General features: G+C 37.8%; 23 protein-coding genes and 1 pseudogene. 22 read left to right on the top strand and 2 right to left on the bottom strand.

What is annotated here, in order from left to right; genetic code table 11:
• Positions 1-6: 6 nt before the first annotated feature.
• From AC27EF_RS09730 to AC27EF_RS09720, 3 genes are read left to right on the top strand one after another with little or no spacing between them, the layout of a single operon-like run.
• On the top strand, positions 7-501 hold the full coding sequence (locus AC27EF_RS09730; RefSeq protein ID WP_487110557.1) for a PTS sugar transporter subunit IIB: 495 nt from the start codon (positions 7-9) through the stop codon (positions 499-501).
• A gap of 15 nt (positions 502-516) precedes the next feature.
• Positions 517-1,353: a class II aldolase gene (locus AC27EF_RS09725; protein WP_487110556.1), complete on the top strand. Its 837-nt coding sequence runs from the start codon at positions 517-519 to the stop codon at positions 1,351-1,353.
• 18 nt (positions 1,354-1,371) lie between these two features.
• Positions 1,372-2,832, top strand: coding sequence for a xylulokinase (locus tag AC27EF_RS09720; RefSeq protein ID WP_487110555.1), 1,461 nt, complete (start codon positions 1,372-1,374; stop codon positions 2,830-2,832).
• Positions 2,833-2,946: 114 nt separating this feature from the next.
• On the opposite strand, the gene AC27EF_RS09715 is transcribed toward AC27EF_RS09720, so the two are convergent.
• Positions 2,947-3,744 carry a DeoR/GlpR family DNA-binding transcription regulator gene (locus tag AC27EF_RS09715; RefSeq protein WP_487110554.1) on the bottom strand — a complete coding sequence of 266 codons (798 nt, stop codon included), beginning with the start codon at positions 3,742-3,744 and terminating at the stop codon, positions 2,947-2,949.
• A gap of 165 nt (positions 3,745-3,909) precedes the next feature.
• On the opposite strand from AC27EF_RS09715, the gene AC27EF_RS09710 reads away from it, so the two are divergent.
• The 12 genes from AC27EF_RS09710 (at position 3,910) to AC27EF_RS09655 (ending at position 18,244) form a co-directional block, all read left to right on the top strand.
• On the top strand, positions 3,910-4,581 hold the full coding sequence (locus tag AC27EF_RS09710; protein WP_487110553.1) for a response regulator transcription factor: 672 nt from the start codon (positions 3,910-3,912) through the stop codon (positions 4,579-4,581).
• Positions 4,578-5,540 carry a sensor histidine kinase gene (locus AC27EF_RS09705; protein WP_487110552.1) on the top strand — a complete coding sequence of 321 codons (963 nt, stop codon included), beginning with the start codon at positions 4,578-4,580 and terminating at the stop codon, positions 5,538-5,540. The genes AC27EF_RS09710 and AC27EF_RS09705 overlap by 4 nt, the downstream gene beginning before the upstream one ends.
• Positions 5,541-5,599: 59 nt before the next feature.
• Complete coding sequence (locus tag AC27EF_RS09700; RefSeq protein ID WP_487110551.1) at positions 5,600-6,319, top strand: ABC transporter ATP-binding protein; 720 nt, start codon at positions 5,600-5,602, stop codon at positions 6,317-6,319.
• 6 nt (positions 6,320-6,325) lie between these two features.
• Complete coding sequence (locus AC27EF_RS09695) at positions 6,326-8,524, top strand: ABC transporter permease (protein ID WP_487110550.1); 2,199 nt, start codon at positions 6,326-6,328, stop codon at positions 8,522-8,524.
• A 26-nt stretch (positions 8,525-8,550) separates the two neighbouring features.
• A complete protein-coding gene (locus AC27EF_RS09690; RefSeq protein WP_487110549.1) occupies positions 8,551-8,979 on the top strand; it encodes a GNAT family N-acetyltransferase in 429 nt (142 codons plus the stop codon).
• 236 nt (positions 8,980-9,215) lie between these two features.
• Positions 9,216-10,718, top strand: a complete 1,503-nt coding sequence (locus AC27EF_RS09685) for a class I SAM-dependent DNA methyltransferase (protein ID WP_487110548.1) — start codon at positions 9,216-9,218, stop codon at positions 10,716-10,718.
• 49 nt (positions 10,719-10,767) lie between these two features.
• Positions 10,768-11,913: a restriction endonuclease subunit S gene (locus AC27EF_RS09680; protein ID WP_487110547.1), complete on the top strand. Its 1,146-nt coding sequence runs from the start codon at positions 10,768-10,770 to the stop codon at positions 11,911-11,913.
• Between the two features lie 13 nt (positions 11,914-11,926).
• Positions 11,927-12,220, top strand: coding sequence for a nucleotidyltransferase family protein (locus AC27EF_RS09675; RefSeq protein ID WP_487110546.1), 294 nt, complete (start codon positions 11,927-11,929; stop codon positions 12,218-12,220).
• Positions 12,207-12,611 (top strand): HI0074 family nucleotidyltransferase substrate-binding subunit, encoded by a 405-nt coding sequence (locus AC27EF_RS09670; protein ID WP_487110545.1) that lies wholly within the window; start codon positions 12,207-12,209, stop codon positions 12,609-12,611. The genes AC27EF_RS09675 and AC27EF_RS09670 overlap by 14 nt, the downstream gene beginning before the upstream one ends.
• Before the next feature lie 108 nt (positions 12,612-12,719).
• The gene (gene xerA / locus AC27EF_RS09665; protein ID WP_487110544.1) at positions 12,720-13,688 is read left to right on the top strand and encodes a site-specific tyrosine recombinase/integron integrase; all 969 of its coding nucleotides are present in this window, start codon (positions 12,720-12,722) and stop codon (positions 13,686-13,688) included.
• Positions 13,689-13,721: 33 nt separating this feature from the next.
• Positions 13,722-14,675 (top strand): restriction endonuclease subunit S, encoded by a 954-nt coding sequence (locus tag AC27EF_RS09660; RefSeq protein ID WP_487110543.1) that lies wholly within the window; start codon positions 13,722-13,724, stop codon positions 14,673-14,675.
• A gap of 224 nt (positions 14,676-14,899) precedes the next feature.
• A complete protein-coding gene (locus AC27EF_RS09655; RefSeq protein WP_487110542.1) occupies positions 14,900-18,244 on the top strand; it encodes a DEAD/DEAH box helicase family protein in 3,345 nt (1,114 codons plus the stop codon).
• Between the two features lie 220 nt (positions 18,245-18,464).
• Here AC27EF_RS09655 and AC27EF_RS09650 read toward each other — a convergent pair whose 3' ends face one another.
• The gene (locus AC27EF_RS09650; protein WP_487110541.1) at positions 18,465-19,277 is read right to left on the bottom strand and encodes a MerR family transcriptional regulator; all 813 of its coding nucleotides are present in this window, start codon (positions 19,275-19,277) and stop codon (positions 18,465-18,467) included.
• A gap of 83 nt (positions 19,278-19,360) precedes the next feature.
• On the opposite strand from AC27EF_RS09650, the gene AC27EF_RS09645 reads away from it, so the two are divergent.
• The 7 genes and pseudogenes from AC27EF_RS09645 to AC27EF_RS09615 form a co-directional block, all read left to right on the top strand.
• Positions 19,361-19,981 (top strand): GNAT family N-acetyltransferase, encoded by a 621-nt coding sequence (locus AC27EF_RS09645; protein WP_487110540.1) that lies wholly within the window; start codon positions 19,361-19,363, stop codon positions 19,979-19,981.
• 472 nt (positions 19,982-20,453) lie between these two features.
• Positions 20,454-20,519, top strand: a pseudogene (locus tag AC27EF_RS09640) (YaiI/YqxD family protein); the annotation flags it as partial.
• 49 nt (positions 20,520-20,568) lie between these two features.
• The gene (locus AC27EF_RS09635) at positions 20,569-20,943 is read left to right on the top strand and encodes an MmcQ/YjbR family DNA-binding protein (protein WP_487110539.1); all 375 of its coding nucleotides are present in this window, start codon (positions 20,569-20,571) and stop codon (positions 20,941-20,943) included.
• A complete protein-coding gene (locus tag AC27EF_RS09630; RefSeq protein ID WP_487110538.1) occupies positions 20,940-21,374 on the top strand; it encodes a flavodoxin family protein in 435 nt (144 codons plus the stop codon). The genes AC27EF_RS09635 and AC27EF_RS09630 overlap by 4 nt, the downstream gene beginning before the upstream one ends.
• A gap of 288 nt (positions 21,375-21,662) precedes the next feature.
• Entirely contained in the window at positions 21,663-22,754 is a 1,092-nt protein-coding gene (locus AC27EF_RS09625; protein ID WP_487110537.1) for an Abi family protein, read from the top strand.
• A 397-nt stretch (positions 22,755-23,151) separates the two neighbouring features.
• A complete protein-coding gene (locus AC27EF_RS09620) occupies positions 23,152-23,397 on the top strand; it encodes a hypothetical protein (protein WP_487110536.1) in 246 nt (81 codons plus the stop codon).
• Between the two features lie 198 nt (positions 23,398-23,595).
• Positions 23,596-23,753: transposase (locus tag AC27EF_RS09615; protein WP_487110626.1), on the top strand; the 158-nt coding region annotated here is incomplete at its 3' end.

Below are 23,753 nucleotides of genomic sequence, written 5' to 3'. Positions count from 1 at the left end.
AACATTATGGCAATTTGTATGACACGTGTGGATTTTCGTATGATTCATGGACAGGTAGCGAGTGTGTGGATTCCACATTACAGTGCGACGAAAGTAGTAATTATTGATGATTCTACCAGCAAAGATACATTTGTTCAGCAGATTTTAACATTTGCGGCACCGAAAGGAACGACGGTAGAATTTTATAATGTAGAAGATGGTGTTGCGGAATATGAGAAAACTCATTTCGGAGACGGAAAAGTAATTGTGATTTTCCGGTCCATTGAGCAGGCATATAAAGCGTATATAAAAGGATTTCATTTTGAATCCATCAATGTAGGACAGACGCCGAGAGAAGATAATCAGGTACATGCCACAGCAACCGTTTATGTATCGAAAGAAGATGTGGAGCATTTGAAGGAACTTGATGAAAAAGGGGTTTATGTATATTTCCGTCAGGAGATTTCAAAACCGGAAGTAAAACTGGATGCGGTTGTAAAAAAAATAGGCGATAGTTTTTAAGAAAAGGAATTGAGTATGAAGATCGTAAATGGATTTGATGTATTTGAATATGCCCAAAAAAGAAATTTGATGATTCCGGCGTTTAATACAACGAATTTAGAGATGACCAAAGCAATTATTTTGGGGTTAAACGATGCACATCTTCCGGGATTGATTCAAATTTCATCCAATAATCTGCAGCTATCCAATGCCGAAACCATTGCGGAACTGGTCAATGAATTCTTAAAGGATACGGACACCCCCATCGGACTGCATTTGGATCACGGAAAAAGCTTTGAAGATGTACAAGCATGTGTAGATGCCGGTTTTACTTCGATTATGGTGGATGCTTCTGCATATGATTTTGAAGAAAATATAAAAGCAGTGCGGGAAGTAGCAGAGTACTGTCATTTTTATCATATTCCGGTGGAAGCGGAATTGGGAGCAATCAGTGGAAAAGAGGACGACGATGTCAGCGAAGCGGATTGTAAAACGGCCCCGGAACTGGTGGAAGAGTTTGTCAGACGTTCCGGATGTGATACACTGGCGGTGTCCATTGGGAATGTCCATGGATTGGATGCAGTACCAAAGATTGACCTGTCGCTTTTGGAAAAGATTGCAGCGGTTTCTCCGGTTCCGCTGGTGCTGCATGGCGGGTCGGGAATTCCTTTTGAGCAGGTAAAGGAGATGAGGAAGTACAAGATGTTGAAAGTGAATTATGGTTCAGATCTTCGGAAAGCATATATTTCTACCTTTGGAGAAGCATATCAAAAAAATCATACAGAGGCAAACTTATATGGTTTAAGTATGAAAGCCGTGGAAAATGTCAGACAGACAGTATGTGATTTGGTACGAATCATCAATGAACGATAGAAAAAGGATGCAGATAAAGTGTATTATTTGGGATTTGATGTGGGAACATCAGCATTAAAAACGATTTTAATAAATGAAACAGGACAAATTATATACGAAAGGAATCAAGGATATTCTTATTGTGAACCAAAAGATGGATATAAGGAAATTAATCCTGAAATTTGGTTTCAGGCAGTCTTTCATGAATTGGAACATATCATACGTTGTTTTCGTGACGAAAAAATACATACAATAGGTGTTACCGGACAAATGCACACAACCGTATTCTTAAATGACGAAGGGCAGGTGCTTCGTCCTGCGATTATGTGGAATGATTTAAGAACAAAAGACATGATAGCACCTTTGAGAAAAGAGCTGCAAAAGAATTCGGATACGTATGAAATCTCAAAAATTATTTCTACAGGAAGTCTGGCGGCAAATATTTTATGGATGAAGAGGCAGGAACCCCAAAATTTTCTGAAACTGGGTAAGGTAATGACCGCGTATGATTATATTGTATACCGGCTGACAGGGGAATACAGTTGTGATTACTGCGGAGCATCTACAAGTTCTCTGTATAATATAAAAACTAAAAAATGGTCGGAGTATATGTTAAATGATATCGGAATAGAAGAAAAGGTTTTGGGAAAAGTCCACGGAAGCTGTGATGTTATCGGAAATTTGTCTTCCCGGTTCTGTCAATTATTAGGGGTAGAATCTCCGATTCGAGTGATTGCCGGAACCGGTGATAATCCGGCGACGGCTGTGGCAATGGGAATTTTAAAGAAAAGAGAAACTGTGATTTCTCTTGGGACTTCCGGAGTCGTGATTAGTCCAAAACCGGATGGGGCATTTCAAGGAAAAGGAAAGAATGTATTATTTTTTTCCGGGAGAAAGGAAGATTCGGTTATAAATATTTGTCAGGGGGTGGTGCAGGCGGCAGGAGGAGCTCATAAATGGTGGGTGGAATCAGTGGTGAAAACAGAAGATCTGATGGTGGATCAAACGAGGATTCATGATTCGGATTTTGGAGAAAACTCTGTAAAATTTTATCCGCATATTGCCGGAGATAAAACGCTGTATGCTGATGCAAACTTACGCGGAGCGTTCCTGGGACTTAGCACATATACCAAACGAGAACATATGACACAAGCTGTGCTGGAAGGGGTGGCATATGCCTTTAAGGAATTACTGGAAGCTGTGGGAGGAGAAAAGAAGCAGCGAATTAGAATTAGCGGCGGCGGCACAAAAAGTAGTTTGTGGATGAGAATTATGGCAAACGTCTTAAACAGAGAAGTGGAAGTTGTAAATGGAGCTGCTTCTGCGGGATATGGAGTCTGTCTTTTGGCTGCCATGAGTGACAGAAAGAAAATAAATGAGAATGCTATTCAGGAAGAACCGGGAACTTTGTATAGACCTAAGGCTGTATATGCTGAAAAATATCAAAAGGCTTATATGGAATACCGGAAAATTCATGATGGGATTTTTGATATAAGGTGATTACGATTCCACTGGCTTTGGACAGTGGAGCGTTCCCACTGATTAAAACGAGAAAAGATAATGTTTGAATTGTTCTTATTATCATGAAAATTGAGAAAACATGCCATAGTTTCGCTATGGCATGTTTTTCTTTATATCATCAATCGAAGCACGAATAATTTGATGTTTCTGTTCTCCGAAAGAATTATAGGTTTCATGATCCAGTTGATCGTCGGTAATTACATAGTCAATTTCATCAAAGGAGGCAATTTTCATCATTGCTTTGCGGCTGAATTTTGTGTGATCTGCTAAAACAATTGTTTTAGCAGCGGCTTGAATCATTGCTTGTTTCAGAGGAATAATATCCAGTCGGTTGTTTAAAAAACCTTGCTGCGGATGGACCGCATCTGTTCCCATAAATAAAAGATTGCAGTTTAGTGTGTGTGTAATTTGTTCTGCAATGGCGCCGTAAGTTGCAGCAGTTGTTTTATGGACAATTCCCCCGATGAAAAATAATTCTATTGTTAGATGTTCCTTGAGCAGGGAAGCAATATCAAAATTATTTGTAATTATGTTCAGTGTTAAATCAGAAGCAGCAATGAACTTTGCCAGTTCAAGGCAGGTTGTGGCATCGTCTAAGATTACGGAGCTTCCGTCTTGCAGCATATGAAATGCAGATCGTGCGATCAGTTCTTTTTCCTGAGGGGCAAGAATGGAACGCTCATAAGAAGAGAGCACTGTCGTCTGTTCTGTGGGCGGATTGATGGACTTTGCCCCGCCATGAACACGATGAATTAATCCTTCCTGGTCCAGTGCTGTCAAATCTCTTCGCATGGTAGCAGGAGATACTTGAAATTCTTCGCACAAATCTGAAAACCGCATATATCCATGTCGGTTAATTGCTTCCACAATATGATATTTTCTATTATTCAAAAAACCACCTCACATTTCTCCTTTCCATTATAAGGAAAAGTGCGAAGCAGTGTCAATATGAAAGGTTCTTGAGTTTTGAATGGATGTTCCCAAGGATGGTCTTTCTATTGAGTTTTGGATGGGATTTTGTTACAATATGTGCAAAAATAAGACGGGGAATATAGAATGATAGATGTTTTTTATGTGGAAGATGATGAAGCGATTGCATACGCTGTGAAGGAGTATTTAAATCTTCAGAAGTGCAGCGTCACGATTTTGAAATCGGTTGCTGAAGCGCAGCAGGCGTTGTGCCGTCAGATGCCTGCAATTGTTTTGGTGGACTGGAATCTGCCGGACGGAGAGGGAAGCACATTATGCCGATGGATTCGATACCACTGGAGGGAGCTTCCTGTGATTTTTTTGACGGTGCGTGAAGATTCGGGAGATATTGTCTCTGCATTTCAAAATGGAGCAGACGATTACGTCGTAAAACCTTTTGAATTAAACGTGTTATATTCCCGCATCTGTGCTTTGCTGCGCAGAGCCGGGAGATTCCACGACTCGTATCTGTGCTGTGGTCCGGTGTCTCTGGATCAAGAAAAAATGGCAGTTTTTTATGAAGGAGAGGAAGTATCGTTAAGTCATACAGAATACCAGCTGCTTTTTTTGCTAATGGAAAATAAAGGGAATACAATGACAAGAAAGAAATTATTGGAAAAAATATGGGACGATCATGGGAATTATGTGAATGATAATACACTGACGGTTGCCATGAAGCGTTTGAGACAAAAACTGCATCAGCCGTCTTGTATAAAAACAGTGCGAAGCTTTGGGTATCGTATGGAGGATGATCAATGACGGAGAAACAGAAAAAAAGGCTGATGATTTGTCTGCCTGCAGTGCTCTGTCTGATTGGAACAACGATGGTATCGGCTTTCTGGATGAAGCTGACAGTATCTTGTGTTTTTCTTGTTTCAGCTGTCTTTCTGGAGCGGCATCATGGAAAGAGAATTCGGGAATTAACAGATTATTTGGAACAAATCAATATTGGTGCAGACGGAACTGTTTTGCAAAGAAAAGAGGATGAGTTTTCCCATCTTCAGGATGAAATGTATAAAACTGTGACAGAACTTTATCAAACAAGAGAGTCGGCGTTAAAAGCCAAAAAGAATTTTGCAGAGAATCTGGCAAATATAGCACATCAGTTGAAAACACCGATTACGGCGGTCTCCCTTTCTTTGCAGCTCATGAAAACGAGAATGCCGAATGCTGATATAGATCAGATGAAGCGGCAGATAGAACGGCTGAGCAGCCTGGAAGAATCGCTGCTGACGTTATCTAAGATTGACTCCGGAACGCTGCGTTTAGAACAAGAAGAGGTCGACATTTATACAGCGCTCAGTCTTGCAGCGGAAAATTTGAATACGCTGTTGGAAAAAAAGAAGGTTTCCGTCTTCATTCCTGAAAAAGGCTATGCAAGAATGATGGGAGATCTGGAATGGACCATGGAGGCACTGATGAATTTAATCAAAAACTGTCTGGAATATTCTCCGGAGGGCGGGACGATTTATTGTGATTATTCATGGAATCCACTCTATTTAGAAGTCCGAATATGGGATGAAGGACAAGGCTTTTCAGCGGAAGATCTGCCGCATCTTTTTGAACGGTTTTACCGGGGAAAACGAACAGGAAAAAACGGAGCGGGAATTGGACTTGCCCTATCGCAGTCTATTTTCCAACTGCAAAACGGGAATCTTTCTGCCAGAAATCTGCCGCAGGGCGGAGCTTGTTTTGAAGTTAGAATCTATAGTCACTGAGATGTCACTTTCCTTTGTTATACTAAAGTATCAATGGATTGAAGGAAAGGAGAAGGCAGATGGAACTTTTAAAGTGTCAGGGAATCCGAAAGATTTATGATTCTGGGGATTCACCGGTGACGGCATTGGATGGAATTGATTTTTCAGTGGAAAAGGGGGAATTTGTTGCAATTGTGGGAGCTTCTGGATCAGGGAAATCAACGCTTTTGCATATTTTAGGCAGTGTGGATCAGCCGACGGAGGGAAAGGTTTTTGTGGAAGGGGTGGATATCTCTCAGATGAATCTTACGCAGGCGGCAATTTTCAGACGGAGAAAGGTAGGGCTTGTTTATCAATTTTATAATTTGATTCCAACGATTACAATTCGTGAGAATATTTTGATGCCGCTGATGTTAGATCGGAGAAAACCTGTGGAGGAGTACGTAAATCAGGTAATCGCTTCTCTTGGAATGACGGATAAATTAGAATGTTTTCCAAGTCAATTATCGGGAGGACAATGTCAGAGAGCAGCCATTGCCAGATCTTTAATTTATCGCCCTGCTTTGTTGCTGGCAGATGAGCCCACTGGAAATCTTGATCGTAAAAATGGAAAAGAAATTATGGATTTGTTAAAACTGTCAAATCGCAAGTTTCATCAGACCATTCTTTTGGTAACGCATGATGAGAGGATTGCATTAGAAGCAGATCGTATTGTGACAATGGAGGATGGACGGATAATCGGGGATGTGGTTCGCGGATCACAGCAATGGCAAAGAGACTTTTTCGGGGAAATGAGGTGAGCGGCAATGTGGAAACATTATTCCCGGGGATTTATACAGAAGAATCGTTCCTCCAGTATTTCCATTGTGGCAGCAGCGTTGATTTCTTCTTTATTTCTATCCCTTCTCTGCTGTCTGTTTTTTAACTTCTGGATAGATGAAATAAGACGTGTGAAGTCAGAAGAAGGTGCCTGGCAGGGGAGGATTTCCGGTACAATTGGGGAAAAGGATCTCAACCGGATCAATAAATTTGCAAATGTAGAAAAAGCGGCAGTAAATGAAGAATTATCACAGGGAAAACATCGAGTGATTGATATTTATTTGCAGGATATGCACACAATCTATGAGGATCTGCCTGTCATTGCTCAAAAACTTGGCTTGAGTGCGTCTTCAGTTTCTTATCATGAGCTGCTTTTATCCAGATATTTGATACATGATCCGCAGGACAAATCACCACCGCTTCTTATGACGTTCTATATTGGAATTTTACTGCTCGTATCGGGATCTCTCATTTTAATTCTTCATAATTCCTTTGCAGTATCAATGAATGAAAGAATTCGTCAGTTTGGCATTTTTTCCAGTGTGGGAGCAACACCGGCGCAGATTCGCATTTGTCTTTTGCAGGAAGCAGCGGTCTTGTGTGCAGTCCCGATTTTCATTGGAAGCCTTCTGGGCATTTTATTGACCTATGGCGTAGTGCAGGGGATGAATCAGGTTGCAACATCGGTGGGAGGCCATAAAGCTATTTTCCAGTATGATTGGAGAATTTTTCTCGCAGCCATGATAGGTGCGGGAATTACGATTTTCATTTCTGCATGGATTCCAGCAAGAAAGGTAAGTCAATTAACTCCTCTTCAGGCAATCCGGGGGTGGCAGGAAGCTGATTGCAGAAAGAAAAAACGGACTCGGATTTTAAAGTTTTTATTCGGTGTGGAAGGAGAACTGGCGGGGAATTCACTGAAAGCACAAAGGAGGGCATTTCGCACGTCGACATGGTCCTTAACTCTTTCGTTTCTTGGATTTACGATGATGTTATGCTTTTTTACACTTTCTTCTATTAGCACAAAGCATACCTATTTTGAACGATACCAAAATGCATGGGATGTAATGGTGACGATAGAGAATACAGATATAAGAAAATTTACGGACAGAGAAAAAATTGCAAAATTGCCCGGAGTTCGCAGTGCTGTGATCTATCAAAAGGCAGATGCAGTATGTTATGTGAGCAAAGAAAATGTGAGCGGCAAAATAAAAAAACTGGGTGGATTAGAACAAATATCAGAAAATACAATCACAGCGGAAAGAGATCTTTATAAAGTGTCGGCTCCAATTGTAATTTTAGATGACCAAAGTTTTTTAAAATATTGCAAAGAGCTTAGTGAAAACGGCAAGACTGGTGGCAGCATTGTGTTCAATCGAATTTGGGACAGGAAACACAGTAGTTTTCGTTATAAAAAGTATCTTCCATTTTTGAAAAACCAATCCCAAAATATAACGTTGCACAATGCAAAGGATGAAGAACAGAAGGTCAAAACTTCCGTTCTTGCCTACACACAGAAAGCGCCGCTTTTGAGAGAAGAATATGAAAATAATTCACTGGTGCAGTTTATTTCCATGTCAACGTGGGATCAGATGGCAGGGAACATGAAAAATGCAGAGAAAGATCTATATATTTCTGTGTTGGCAAAAGAGGGAGCGCAGCTTACAGAACTTCGTGTTTTGGAAAAACAAATTTCTGATATTATTGGCAAAGGCAAAACTTTTGAAACGGAGAATCGTATTCAGGAAAAGCTGGACAACGATCGCATGATCCGTGGATATATGTTCATGATCGGAGGTTTGTGCTTTTTGCTTGCGGCAATTGGAATTGCCAATGTATTTTCAAATACTTTAGGTTTTTTATATCAGAGAAAGCGGGAACTGGCAAGGTATTTATCGGTTGGAATGACGCCGGGAGGAATGTGTAAAATCTTTTTTGCAGAGGCACTGGCTATTGCAGGACGACCGCTTTTCCTTACCTTTCCGATCACGATTGTTGTTACGGGCATGATGATTCGGGCAAGCTTTTTAGATCCTGTGGAATTTTTAAGAGAGGCGCCCATAGTTCCGGTTTTCATGTTTGCTCTGGCAATTATTGGGTTTGTTGGGCTGGCTTACTGGATGGGGTGGAAAAAAATCAAAAAATATTCCCTGTCAGAACTGCTGCGAGACGATTATATAATATAAGAAAAATAGATTAGGAGGATAAAGGGATGATTCGGGAAATGCGAGCGGAAGATGTAAATGAGATTGCTGAAATTTGGCTGAATACCAATCGAAAAGCACATGATTTTATTCCGACTCAATATTGGGAACGTCATTTTGAACTTGTAAAAGAAATGTTTTTGCAGGCGGAGATTTATGTATACGAAAATGAGGAAACCAACAGAATCATCGGATTCGTCGGTCTGGAGGAAAATTATATTGCAGGGATTTTTATTTGTGAACCGTTTCAGTCAAAGGGGATCGGAACAATCCTTTTGGATTTTGTAAAGGAAATCAAATCAGAATTAAGCCTGGATGTTTATAAAAAAAATGACCGGGCTGTGAAATTTTATCAGAGGGAAAAATTTAAAATTCAAAAACAAACCACAGATCAGGATACCGAGGAAGAAGAATATACGATGATATGGCAATCCTAAGTTCCTTCGATTCCTAATGATGATTCTGTCAAACTCCCTAACTCATTGACGATGAAGAGGAATGATAGTAGAATAAGTATAATCAATGATATCGTACAGAGTATAAATGCCTAAAATGAATGAGGTAATTGAAATAAGGCTGCCGTAATCTCACCGACTTTAGACAGTAGGTAGTTCGTGGATGGAGAAAAAACGGCAGCCGGTACACAAAGTACGTATGGAAAGTGGAGGATTCGATGATTACAGGTAAGTTAAAAAATAAAATTGACAGTTTATGGGATGTTTTTGCGTCCGGCGGTTTGGTAAATCCGTTGGAAGTGATTGAGCAAATTACTTATTTGATGTTTATTCATGATTTGGATGATTCGGACAATACAGCGGCGAAAGAAAGCGTTATGCTTGGACTTCCATATCAAAGTATTTTTGCCGGGGAAGTAAAAATCGGAGAGCGAATGATTGATGGTTCACAGCTGAAATGGTCTGTTTTTCATGATTTTCCTGCGGACCGAATGTATTCTGTCATGCAGGAATGGGTATTTCCGTTTATAAAAACATTACACAGTGATAAAGACAGCGCATATTCAAAATATATGGATGATGCAATTTTTAAATTGCCGACACCACTTGTTTTGTCAAAGGTAGTGGATTCTCTGGATGAAATATATCAGAGGATGAATGAAATTCAAACTGCAGATGTACGCGGAGATGTGTATGAGTATTTGTTGTCAAAAATTGCACAGTCTGGACGAAACGGTCAGTTTAGAACGCCAAGACATATTATTCGCATGATGGTGGAATTGATGGATCCGTCCAGCGATGAGGTGATTTGTGATCCGGCTTGCGGAACATCAGGGTTCTTAGTTGCAGCAGGAGAATACTTGAAAAAAGAGAAGAAAGAAGAAATTTTCTTTGACAAACAGAAGAAAAACCATTATATGAATCACATGTTTCATGGATATGACATGGATCGAACAATGCTTCGTATTGGAGCAATGAATATGATGACCCACGGAATTGACAATCCGTTTATTGAATATAGGGATAGTCTGTCCGATCAGAATTCAGATAAGGATAAGTATTCATTAATACTTGCAAATCCGCCATTTAAGGGAAGTCTTGATGCAGAGTCTGTATCAGGAGATTTATTGAAAGTTTGTAAGACAAAGAAGACCGAATTGCTATTTCTGACACTCTTTCTTCGTATGTTAAAGATCGGCGGAAGATGTGCCTGTATTGTTCCGGATGGAGTGTTGTTTGGCTCATCCAAGGCACATAGAGACATCAGGAAAGCAATTGTGGAGGATCAGAGATTAGAGGCAGTAATTTCCATGCCTTCCGGTGTGTTTAAACCCTATGCAGGAGTATCAACAGCGATTCTCATCTTTACCAAAACAGAACATGGAGGAACGGATCAGGTATGGTTTTATGATATGAAGGCAGATGGTTTCAGCTTAGATGATAAGCGAACTTCAGTTGAAGAAAATGATATTCCGGACATTATTGAAAGATTTCACAATTTGGATAAGGAGAAAGAAAGAAAACGTACCGATCCATCTTTCCTGGTACCTAAACAGGAGATTGTCGATAATAAGTATGATCTCAGTATGAATAAGTACAAAGAAATTGAGTATGTACCTATTGAATATCCACCCACATCGGAAATTATAGCTAATATTCGAGAAATTGAGCTGGAGATTGGCAAGGAAATGGAAGAGCTGGAAAGATTATTAAATTTGTAAGGAAGGATATACAAAGCCGATCAATTCGGGTTTGTAGGGATGAATAAACATGAAATATAAATTGGAAGAACTCTGTGAATTTATCACAGATGGAACACATCAAACTCCAAAATATTGCGAAGAGGGTGGAGTGATGTTCCTTTCATCAAAAGATGTGACTGCAAGAAAAATAGATTGGAATAATGTTAAGCGTATACCGAAAAGTCTTCACGAAAAATTATACGCACGATTGAGTCCAAGAAAAGATGATATTTTGCTTGCTAAAAATGGGACAACAGGAGTGGCTGCGTTAGTAGATAGAGATGAAATATTTGATGTTTATGTAAGCTTGGCAGTATTAAGACCGAAAGACATTGTATATCCGAAGTACTTGTTGTATGCAATTAATAGTCCTGTGGCTAAAAGACAATTTGATGCAGGCTTAAGAGGTATTGGCGTACCTAATCTGCATTTAAGTGTAATTCGAAAAACAGAGATCAATATTGAAAAATATGAAAAACAACTTGAAGTCTGCGGGATTTTGGATAAAGTTGCATCGATTATTGATGCAAGAAAAGAGGAACTTCAAAAACTGGACGAACTCATCAAAGGTCGATTTGTTGAGATGTTTAATTTGAGTGATTGCTTTTATGGGACGTTCGGTGAGGATACGGATTTTGTTGATTATCGAGGAAAAACACCGAAGTTATCTGAAGCTGGAACAATAAGAATGGTAAATGCAAAATCTGTAGGTAAAGGTGTATTTAAAGATGTGAATGAGTATGTTACAGAAGAGGTATACAGCGACTGGATGCATAGAGGTTTTGGCTATCCGGGAGATATTCTATTTGTTACAGAAGGTCATACATTTGGGAATACTTGTTTGGTACCAGATTATCTCAAAAAATTTGCACTTGGACAAAGAGTAATTACCATCAAAGGACATAAGGATATTGTTGATAATGTATTTCTTTGCACTTATATGCAGTTAGATCAATTTATACGAGATATTAACATTTATAGGACGGGTGGAACTGCCCAAGGAATTCGTAGTAAGGATTTGGTAAAAGTAAGAATTCCATTGCCAGAATACGAGATGCAAAGGGAGTTTACTACCTTCGCATCTCAAGTCGACAAATCAAAAGTTGTAGTACAAAAAGCATTAGATGGAGCGCAGTTATTGTTTGATAGCTTAATGCAGGAGTATTTTGGGTAAAGGGGAAGAAAATATGGGAGAAACAGGAATTAAACCAATAGTAATAGAGGAAATACGAGATTTTGCCCGAAAATATAATGTAAAAAAAGTAATTTTGTTTGGTTCAAGAGCAAGAGGAAATTTCAGAGAAAAAAGTGATATAGATTTGGCAGTGCAAGGTGGCGATTTTATTCGCTTTATGTTGGATGTAAATGAGGAAACCAGTACCCTCTTGAAATTTGATATGATTAATTTAGATGAAGAGATACAGAGTGAATTGAGAGAATCCATTAAGAAGGAGGGGAAAATAGTATATGAAGAAGTTTGAACATTTTAAATCCAATCTAAAAGTGCTTATCACAGCAGAAAATGAAGATTTATCCAACGAATTTATTATAGGAGGAATCATTGATAAATTCTTTATACAATTTGAATTGGGTTGGAAAGTGTTAAAGGAATTGTTAAGTTATGAAGGACAGGCTGTATCTGCAACAGGTTCTCCCAAAATGATTTTAAAAACTGCATATACGATCTTTGATTTTATTGATGAGGATAGTTGGCTCGGAATGTTAAAAAACAGAAATGATTTAACGCATATTTATGATGCGTTGGCAGCAAGAAGATTAGTTGAAGTTATTTTAAAAGACTATATTCCTGAATTTGTGAAAATGCAGGAGGGAATTGAAGAGTATTATGGAATCGAATTGGAAAATATGTAAATATTTATTACGAAAATCCATTATAGTTGTGGAATGACACTTAGGAAATCAAATGATTTAATTAGTTTTTGGAGAAGGATGTTGGTACTATTTGAAAGGAGTACCAATATGGAAGAAAAGATTGTATTGATTATTAATGAGATGGCAGAGTATTTGAATGTTTCACAGATGAAGAAATTGCAGGAAGTTTTGCTTCAAACATTTTCAGAAAATAATGTTCCAAAGGAAGAAATTTCAAATAATGAATACCTACAGTTATTTCTAGATGCAAAAAAAATAGAAGGATGTTCGTCCAGAACCCTCCAATATTATAATGCTACGGTAGAACGAATGCTTCAAAATATAGAAAAACCAATCAGAAAGATTTCTACAGAAGAAATCAGGAAATATCTTGTTGAGTATCAGAAAATCAATAACTGCAGTAAAGTTACGGTGGATAATATTCGACGAAATATTTCCAGCTTTTTCTCTTGGCTTGAGGAAGAAGATTATATTTTAAAGAGTCCAATGAGGCGTATTCATAAAATTAAAACGAAACAAACTGTAAAAGAAATCATTTCTGATGAAGAAATAGAATTACTTAGGGATTATTGTGGCTGTTCCAGAGATCTGGCCATGATTGATTTACTGTATTCTACGGGAATACGTGTAGGTGAGTTAGTAAATCTAAATATCTCGGATGTGGACTTTGAAGCCAGAGAATGTATTGTGTTTGGAAAAGGAGATAAAGAACGAAAAGTATATTTTGATGCCAAAGCCAAGCTGCATTTACAAAGTTATTTGAAGAAAAGAGATGATGATAATCCTGCACTTTTTGTATCGTTAGATGCACCTCATAATCGTTTGAAGATTAGTGGGGTGGAGATTCGTATCCGCACTCTTGGCAGAAAATTAAATATGGAAAAAATTCATCCACATAAATTTCGCAGAACAATGGCAACAAGAGCAATCGATAAAGGTATGCCAATCGAACAGGTGCAAAAGATACTGGGGCATTCTCAAATCGATACCACAATGCAATATGCCATTGTAAATCAAAGTAATGTAAAAACATCTCACCAAAAATTTATTGCCTGAGGTAATCAAGTTCGGGTTTGCAGGGATGAACATATGATATTTGATGATGTATTGATCATAAAAAATGGTAAAAATCAAAAGGCTGTAGAGAATCCAACGGGCAAATATCCAATTTACGGAAGCGGTGGCATTATTGGTCATGCAGATGATTATCTTTGCAATGCAAACACTGTAATTGTTGGTCGTAAAGGAAGTATCAACAATCCTATTTTCGTGGAAGAACCATTTTGGAATGTTGATACAGCATTTGGTTTAGAGGCAAAGCAGGAAATTTTGTTACCAAGGTATTTGTATTATTTTTGCAAACACTTTGATTTTGAGTGTTTAAACAAGACTGTTACTATTCCGAGTCTTACAAAAGGTGATTTGTTAAAAATAAAAATTGATTTACCATGTATTGATGAGCAACAGAGTATTGTAGATAAGCTTTCAGGGATAGAAGAAATTATCAATCTGCGTTGGCAGGAACTGCAGAAACTGGATGAACTTATGAAAGGTCGATTTGTCGAGATGTTTGGTGATTACTATATTAATGAAAAAGGGTTTGAATCTCATAAAGGTAGTGAGCTGTTTAAATTTTCTAGTGGTAAATTTTTGCCAAAGGGAAATAGACTGGATGAAGGAATTCCTGTGTATGGTGGAAATGGTATTGCTTGGTACACGGATAGTTCATTAGTGGATTATCCGACAGTAATTATAGGAAGAGTGGGAGCTTGGTGCGGAAATGTGCATATGGTTACGGAACCGGTATGGATTACTGATAATGCAATATACATTAAGGAACAGAAAACGAATAAGTTTACATTAGAGTTTTTGGCAGAATTGATGAAAGTAATGGATTTTCATCAATATGCAGATTTTTCAGGTCAACCTAAAATTACTCAGAAATCATTGGAAACTTTGGAATATTTTACTCCACCAGTGGAAATGCAGAATGAGTTTACAGACTTTGTCCACCAAGTCGCTAAATCAAAAGTTACATTTTAAATAATGATTGGAGTTGATAGAAGCAATGGTTAAAAACTTGTCTTATAATGATACCAATACATGCAGCTTTCAGAAAATAAATGAATGAAACAATCTGAATCAGGTTTAGAATCGCAAAGGGAACAGAAGAATACGAATTTGAGATGTTAAGCCTGAAACATCAGCATCAGATTCCGTGAAAAGATAAAGAATGAAAGAATCATGGATAGAAGGGGGAGGATTTGATGATAACTAATTTTGACTACCTGAAAAGTGAATCAAAATTTTCAAGATTTGCAGATGTTGCAATATCGGCGGAGAAGATTATCCTCATGGATCCGGAGGCGAGTATTATCAATAGCCGTCGAGCGATGGAATTTGCGATAAAATGGATGTATTCTGTGGATTCGGAGCTTGAAATGCCATATCAGGATAATCTGCACAGTCTTATGAATGCAGAAGACTATCGACAGATCGTGGGTCCGGATTTGTGGAAGCGCATGGATTATATCAGGAGATGTGGAAACAATGTAGCTCACAGTAATAAAAAATTAGGAAGAGATGAGGCGATGCTCTGTCTTGAGAATCTCTTTATTTATTTGGATTTTATTTCGTACTGCTATTCGGATCAGTATGAAGAACATTCTTTTGATAAAAAAATCATTTCTTCTCGAATTGAGAAAGCGAGGAAATCGAAAGAGGCAGCAAAAGATATAAAAGCAGAATTGGAAAAAGCACGGGAGAAGTCTGTCCAACAAGAGCTTGATTTACAGAAATTAATGGAAGAAAATGCTTCCATGAAAGAGGCATTATCTGCCCGAAGGCAGGAACAGCAGCAGACTTATGTCCCGAAACCTCTTGATTTGTCAGAATACAAAACCAGAAAACTATATATTGATGCCATGCTTATGGATGCAGGTTGGATAGAAGGGAAAAACTGGATGAATGAAGTAGAACTTTCCGGAATGCCCAACAGGTCAGAAGTTGGTTTTGCTGATTATGTGCTTTATGATGATATGCATCGTCCATTGGCAGTGATTGAAGCTAAGAGAACCTGTATGGATGTTTCCGAGGGAAGACAGCAGGCAAAACTTTATGCTGATTTACTGGAACAAAAATATAAGAGGAGACCGGTTATTTTTCTTACAAATGGATTTACAACACGCATCATAGATGGACAATATCCTGAGCGGAAATGTTCATCCATCTATTCCAAAAGAGACCTGGAGAAGTGGTTCAATTTATTGACGATGCGAACAAGTCTGAAACACGTTATGGCAGATAAAACGATTGCCGGTCGATATTATCAGGAAGCTGCAATAAAAGCGGTATGCAATAGTTTCGATGAAAAGAACCGCAGAAAAGCTTTGCTTGTTATGGCAACAGGTTCCGGAAAAACAAGAACGGTCATTGCATTGTGTGATTGTCTGCTGAAAGCCGGATGGATCAAAAATATACTTTTTCTCGCTGATCGAAATTCGCTGGTTACTCAGGCGAAACGAAGCTTTGTGAATATGCTGCCGAATTTATCCTGTACAAATCTTGTGGAAGAAAAGGACAATTACAATGCCCATTGTGTTTTTTCAACTTATCAGACGATGATCAATTGCATTGATACGGTAAGCGATAACGAAGGTAAATTATTTACCTGTGGTCATTTTGATCTTGTGATCTGTGATGAAGCACATAGATCCATTTATAACAAATACAGAGATATTTTTTCTTATTTTGATGCTCCGCTGGTAGGGCTTACGGCCACACCAAAGGATGAAATTGATAAGAATACATATGAAGTTTTTGAATTGGAAAACGGCGTACCCACATACGGCTATGATTTGGCACAGGCTGTAAAGGACGGATATCTGGTGGATTATGTTTCTGTGGAATCGAAATTGAAGTTTATAGAGCAGGGAATTGTATATGATGAATTGTCAGAAGAGGATAAGAAAGTATATGAGGAAACCTTTGAGGATGAACATGGGGATTTGCCTGAATCAATCAGCTCATCAGCTCTCAACACATGGATATTCAATGAGGATACGATAAAGCAGGTTTTAAATATATTGATGACAGAGGGGATCAAGATTGATTATGGACAGAAACTTGGAAAGACAATTATTTTTGCAAAGAATCATCATCATGCGGAAAAAATATTAGAAGTTTTTCATAAGGAATATCCACGTCTTCCGGATTATGCAAGAGTAATCGATAATTATATGACTTATGCCCAAAGTGCCATTGATGAATTTTCTGATCCAGAAAAGATGCCTCAGATTGCAATTTCTGTAGATATGTTAGATACGGGGATTGACGTGCCGGACGTTCTGAACTTAGTATTTTTTAAAAAAGTCATGAGTAAATCGAAGTTTTGGCAGATGATTGGACGAGGTACAAGACTTTGCGCGGGCTTACTTGATGGAGAAGATAAGCAGAAATTTTATATTTTTGATTTTTGCGGAAACTTTGAATTTTTCCGAATGAATAAAGGAAAAGCCAGCGCAAATGTGATGGCACTTCAAGGGGCAATTTTTCATTTGAAATTTGAAATTTCCTATAAGCTTCAGGATATCAACTATCAGACAGAGAGATTGATTGCTTATCGTAATGCACTGGTTCGGCAAATGAGTGAGAAAGTACAGGAACTGCCCAGAGATAACTTTGCGGTGTGTCAGCATCTAAAGTATGTGGAGTTGTATTCTTCGGAATTAAATTATAATGCTCTTACATATGAGGATACCTTAATTGTCAGGGAAGAAATTGCGCCTTTGATATTGCCGGATGGAGATGAGGCAAGCGCTGTTCGATTTGATGCGCTCATGTACGGAATTGAGCTGGCTTACTTAGCTGGAAAGAAGTATTCAAAAGCTTATACAGATTTGTGCAAAAAAGTTGCCGGAATTGCAAGTGTGGCAAATATTCCTGAAATTCACGCACAGTCAGATTTGATCCATAAGATTCTGGATACGAATTATCTTGATCATGCCGGAATGAACGAATTTGAAGAAATCAGGGAAAAACTCCGTGATTTGATGAAGTATATTCCAAAGACGACAATGAAATATGAAACAAACTTTACAGATGAACTGCTTTCAACAGAATGGAAGGAATCTGAACTTGAAAATGATGAACTCAAGAATTATAAGGCAAAGGCAGAGCATTATATCAGACAGCATCAGGATCATATTGCAATTGCAAAATTAAAAACAAACCAACCTTTGACGCCTGCGGATATTGCAGCTTTGGAAGAAGTGTTATGGCGCGAAGTTGGCACAAAACAGGATTATGAACATGAAGTTGGAACCAAACCACTTGGCGAATTTGTCCGTGAAATTGTAGGACTTGATATGAATGCTGCCAAAGAAGCATTTTCGGAGTACCTGACAAATACAAGTCTGGACAGCAGACAGATTTATTTTGTGAATCAGATCGTGGAATATATTGTCCATAATGGAATGATGAAAGATTTTTCTGTTCTTCAGGAGTCACCATTTACAGATCGAGGGAGTGTTGTGGAGATATTTACCGATGTAAATGTGTGGGTGGGAATAAGACAGGTGATAGAAACAATAAATTCCAATGCGGCAGCATAGAAGGGAAAGTAAGTTAATTTTATGCGGAACTTTTTAAGCGCTGATTTATGTAATTGCTTACCTTTGAACATAAATGACAATATAATGCACACTAATGCCACGCCTGAGGCTATTAAAAATTTTGCAAGCACAATTACTGCCAGAAGTAATAATTTCATCATTAAAATTCCTCTCCTTGTATCTTGATACAAAGAGTATAAACTATACGCTAACTGTAAAGTCAGGAGTTTTCATCAATCTGAATCATAATTTTTGTAATATAATCAGCTTCATTAGAAATAACAAAATCGTTCAGACCGACTTCATAAGCATAGCCGGTAAGTTTTAAATTATTTTTATGGGCATAATCAAGCATCTGTTGATATAGGACCGGTAATTGCTCCCATTTACCTTTTTGATAACCACAGAGATATGTTCCTTGTGGTTTTATACGGCTATTCGAAACAGATTTTTGGTTTAAGGCAATCGTATAGATTCCTTCATATTTATCAAAGTTCATCTTATATACATTATCAAGAGAAATAAAACTTCCCATTCCCATGCGTATTTGTTCTATTCCCCAGATATCTTTCAAGTAAGAAAAAATTTGTGATATATCATCTTCTGAGAAATCATAAGGATAAACTAAAAGCCTTTCTGATTTATATTCTTCAATTCTGATTTCCTGTTCTTGCAAAGTTTCACAAAAAACGATTTTCTCTTTTTTTCTCTGCATTACAGTTTTAATATCCTTCAGCTTTTGAATTTGCTGATCAATTTCTTTTTCTTTCTCATTCACAATCTTTAGGAAATCAGCAGGTGTGGGATTTTCTCGATAAGCTTCAATTTCTTCAATACTCATGTTCAAATCTTTCAACATACGGATATGTTCAAAATCGATACTTTGTGAAATATCGTAATAGCGATAGCCATTATCAGCTCTTGTAAGTGGACGGAAAAGACCGATCTCATCATAATAATGTAATGTGCGTTTATTTACTTCATGTAATTTTGCAAATTGTGCAGTTGTTAACCTTTGCATTTCCTTTCTCATTTTGTAATAGCTCCTCATTGACATTACAGTTACTGTATACTTTATCATACATCATATGAATGATGAAAACAAGGAGAAGAACAATGCAAATAGAATTACGCAAATATCAGAAACAAGATTTTAACGCCTTAGAAACGATCATTAGGGAAACATGGCATTATGATGATTTCAGCAGTCCCAAAACAGCGATGAAACTGGCAAGGGTATTTCTAAGTAGTTGTTTAACCAACTACACCTTTTCAAGGGTAGCGGTAATGGATGGAAATGTAGTTGGTATTATATTGGCGAACAATACTGCTAAGCATAAATGTTTTCTTTCAAATCGACTGTTACAGATAAAATCAATTCTGTCCTTATACAGTTCAAAAGAGGGACGAAATGTTTCAAAAATTTTTGGAAGCGTCAATGGAATCGACAAGCAATTATTAAATGAAAACAACAAAGTATATCCAGCAGAACTTGTTTTATTTGCCGTAAGTTCCTCATGCAGAGGAAAAGGAATTGGGAAACTACTTTTTCAATCTGCACTGGATTACATGAAGCAGGAAAAACTCAAAGAATTTTATTTGTTTACAGACACAAGCTGTAATTATGGTTTTTATGAACATCAAGGAATGAAGAGACGATTAGAAAAGGAATATATATTTAACATCAAAGGACAACAGGCGGCAATGAATTTCTTTCTTTATGACTATCAATGTTAGTGATACCAATGACTCTTTTTCTTATATAATAAGAGTAAGAAAAAGACCATGACAGCAGAAGATTGATGTTGTATCATTCAACTATAAGAAATCAGGTGATTTTTTAATGACGGGAAGGAAGTTAACCGGTATAATTGTTTTTATCGAGTCAGAAAATTGTTATCAGAAGAAATACAGAAATATATGTTGGAGCAGGGAGAAAAACAGAGATGATAGATATTCGAGATAAAGATAAAACGTATGAAGATGTCCTGCGGTTAGTAAACATTCGCAGAAATTAATGATGCTTTATTCATATTTTAATGGATGAAGCATAGTCAATAGAGTAGACACATTTTAAGAAATATTTCTATTGAGGACTCTGTTTCATTCGGTGTCAGCTCCGTTGTCACAGGGAAAGAATCTATGATAAAAGTACATGACTGTATGCCGTTGATATTGGAAAAAGAGCAGCTGGCAGATTGGTTTGATGACAGGAAAATGGTACACCAATGACAATATTGATCAGATGCTCATGGAACGTCATTTGAATAAAAAGCCAGAAGAAATCTTGTAGGATAATAGTAGAATCAGGAGTTGAACAGATTGTGAAGAAAGAAGAAATTTTTGAATACGTGCAGAAACAGTATGGCACAGTTCCGGAATATTTGTGGAGTAAATCGCCGGACAGCGCAGTACTCCGACATAAAAATGGAAAATGGTATGCGGTGATCATGACAGTTGAAAAGTCAAAACTAGGATTAGAAGGAAAAGATCCGGTTGATATCATGGATGTAAAGTGTGATCCGGATATGACCAATATGATTATTCAGACTTATGGTTTTTTACCCGGATACCATATGAACAAGCAGCACTGGATCACGATTTTGCTGGATGGTTCGGTCAGAGAAGCAAACATGCTGGACTTTTTAGATATGAGCTATGACCTGATTGACGGAGTAGGCAGAAGGGAAGAAAAATGAGAAAAGCGACCGTATATGCATCTGTGCATCATGGAAACACAGAAAAATTAGTAAAGAGAATTGCAAAAGAGTGTCAGATAGATTTGATTGACGCTGCAAAACAGCCAGATGCAGACCTAAGTGATTATGAGATGATTGGGTTCGCATCAGGAATCTATTTTTCAAAATTTCATCAGTTGATACTGAAATTTGCGGAGAAGAACTTACCGGAAGATAAAAAGGTATTTTTGATCTGCACTTATGGTGGAAGTGAGAATTATAAATCCATAGAACAAATTTTGGAGAAAAAACATGCCAGTGTAATTGGAAAATTTGGTTGTAAAGGGTATGACACATTCGGACCATTTAAACTGGTTGGTGGAATTGCAAAAGGACGTCCAAATGAAGAAGATATGAAAAATGCAGTGGACTTTGTAAAAGAATTACACTAATTTTTTGAGCAAAAAGGAAAACGGGGTTTCTTCCTCGCATGATAAACCGAACGTGAAACGCCGGATTTTTTCAGTATTCCGCTGACAGAAACCTGGCGTTTTACGAGCAGGGCTTTGATTTTTCCACGTACAAGGTACTATTCATCTGCCACGGCAGTGTTTAAGGGACGTGGTAAAAGTCTTGATTTTACAGGGGTTCTTGGATGAAAATGTAGAATTTACACCTTATTTACACCTTTGGAAGATCGGATCGGTAATCACGATGTGGGGAATGGCAAGAGATATGTCTTGAAAATTAGAAATATAATGAATGATGGCATAATTTCAAGAAACAAAGAGAAGCTGCTGATTTTTTACAAAAGAAATCTTGACAGTAACATTGAAAGCTGTATAATAATATTAACAGAACCCACCACGCCTCTGATTTTTCATGCGCAACCCGGTGGGACTTTCTTATTTATGGGGTGTTTTATGTATCAATATCCAAAACAAATATTAAAAATAGAACAGCAAGTGCAATCTTATGTAGATGCAGGAATGGAGATTACATCTCGTGAAGATGTAGAGAAGGCGTTAAAGTCAATTGGATTTTATCGTTTGAGAGGCTACTCGTTTCATTTATATGATAATGCTGCAAAAAAGTATGTTCCGGGAACAAAGTTTGAAGATATTATAAAATTGTATCAATTTGACCAGGAATTATCTGCTTTGGTTTTTTCAATGATTTCTAAGATTGAGGTTGCGTTGAGAGTGCGATTGGTGGAAGCATTGCTTATACACGGAGAGCCACTTGTTTTGCAAGATTCATCGATTTTTAAAGAGAAAAAACGGTATTGGCAGAATATGGTTACTGTAGCGTCAGAAATTGCTCGCTCCAATGATGTGTTTATCAAACATAATTTTGACAATCATGATGGAGAGGTGCCTGTATGGGCAGCGGTTGAAGTCCTTTCATTTGGTACGCTATCGAAACTAATTAAGAATTTGAAAACAGGTACTGGAAGTTCATATTCTATCTTGGCGTCAAACTATCAGTATAAATCGAAAAAAGGAAATTTGGTAAATCCATCACAGAAAATGCTTGCTTCATGGATACAGGGCATTTCAGTATTGCGTAATATGTGTGCTCATAATTCCAGAATTTATAATCGTACAATTCATACGACACCGGAAATTCTGGATATAGATAAAATTACGCCACCACCAGCGCATAATGGTTTGTATCAAATCTTACTGGCGCTGAAGTATCTACGTTCTTCCGATGAGGAGTGGACAGTATTTGTAAATGCATTCGATAGGCTAATTCAAAATAATCATGGTGTGGTCAGTCTCGCAGCGATGAATCTTCCTGCAGATTGGAAAGAACATTTAAGTGTATAAATGCAGTGGAATTGCATAAAATAATATAGCAGACCTAACCAAGCAGCTGGCTCAAACCGGTTAGGCTTTCGGCGGAGTGTTACGATAAGCACTTCGCCATTTTTATTTTGATGAAAAACATTTATAGGGGCTGTCGGGAAATAGACAGTTCTAAGAGAGGGAGGGACTGTGAAATAACAGTCTCTACGGAAAAAAGAGGACTTTTCATTCAAAATGAACGAAAGGTCCTCTTTTATGTTAAAATTAACTTGCGATGAAAATTTCAACTATAGATTATAATAATCCAAAACAAGGATAGACTGGTTTCTGTCAGAAACTTCAGGAATATATAGAAAAAATTGACATTTGTGATCCTGATCGTAACAGCTATTCTAAAACAGATAAATCAGTTACCTTTATGCGCATAAAAACGGATTACATGGGCAATGATCAGCTTTTGCCGGCATACAATGTACAGATTGGTGTAGCAGATGAATATATCGCAGTTGTTGACGTGAACCATTATCGTTCAGATATGGACTGTTTAATTCCTTTGATGGAGCATTTCAAACAAACTTATGGTTTCTATCCCAAGTATCCTGTGGCAGATGCTGGCTACGGATCATATAACAAACTATATTTTTTGCGAACAGAACGGAATTGAAAAGTATATGAAGTTTCCAATGTTTAAAAAGGAAACCAAGGATTGAAAGTATCATGAAGATCCATTTCGTGCAGTTAATTTTAAAAAAATTGATGAACAAGGCGTGGACTATAGTCAAGAGAGTAATGCCTTATACCCCATTTGATAGACACATAGAACGAGTGGTATAATCTATCCAGAAAGTCAGGAGGAAGAATTATGGCACAGACGTACAGTGTCGAATTCAAGGAAGAGGCATGTAAACGTGTACAGTCGGGGATACCGGCGGCACAGGTGGCAAGGGAACTCGGAGTCAATGTAAATACCTTGTATACCTGGATGTCCCGTTTTAAAGAAAGATCGGAAGAGCGTCGTGT

It is taken from the genome of Anaerostipes stercorihominis (genome assembly GCF_057535655.1).
The sequence above is the reverse complement of the archived record's forward strand: the minus strand, read 5'-3'. Positions and strand labels throughout refer to the sequence as shown.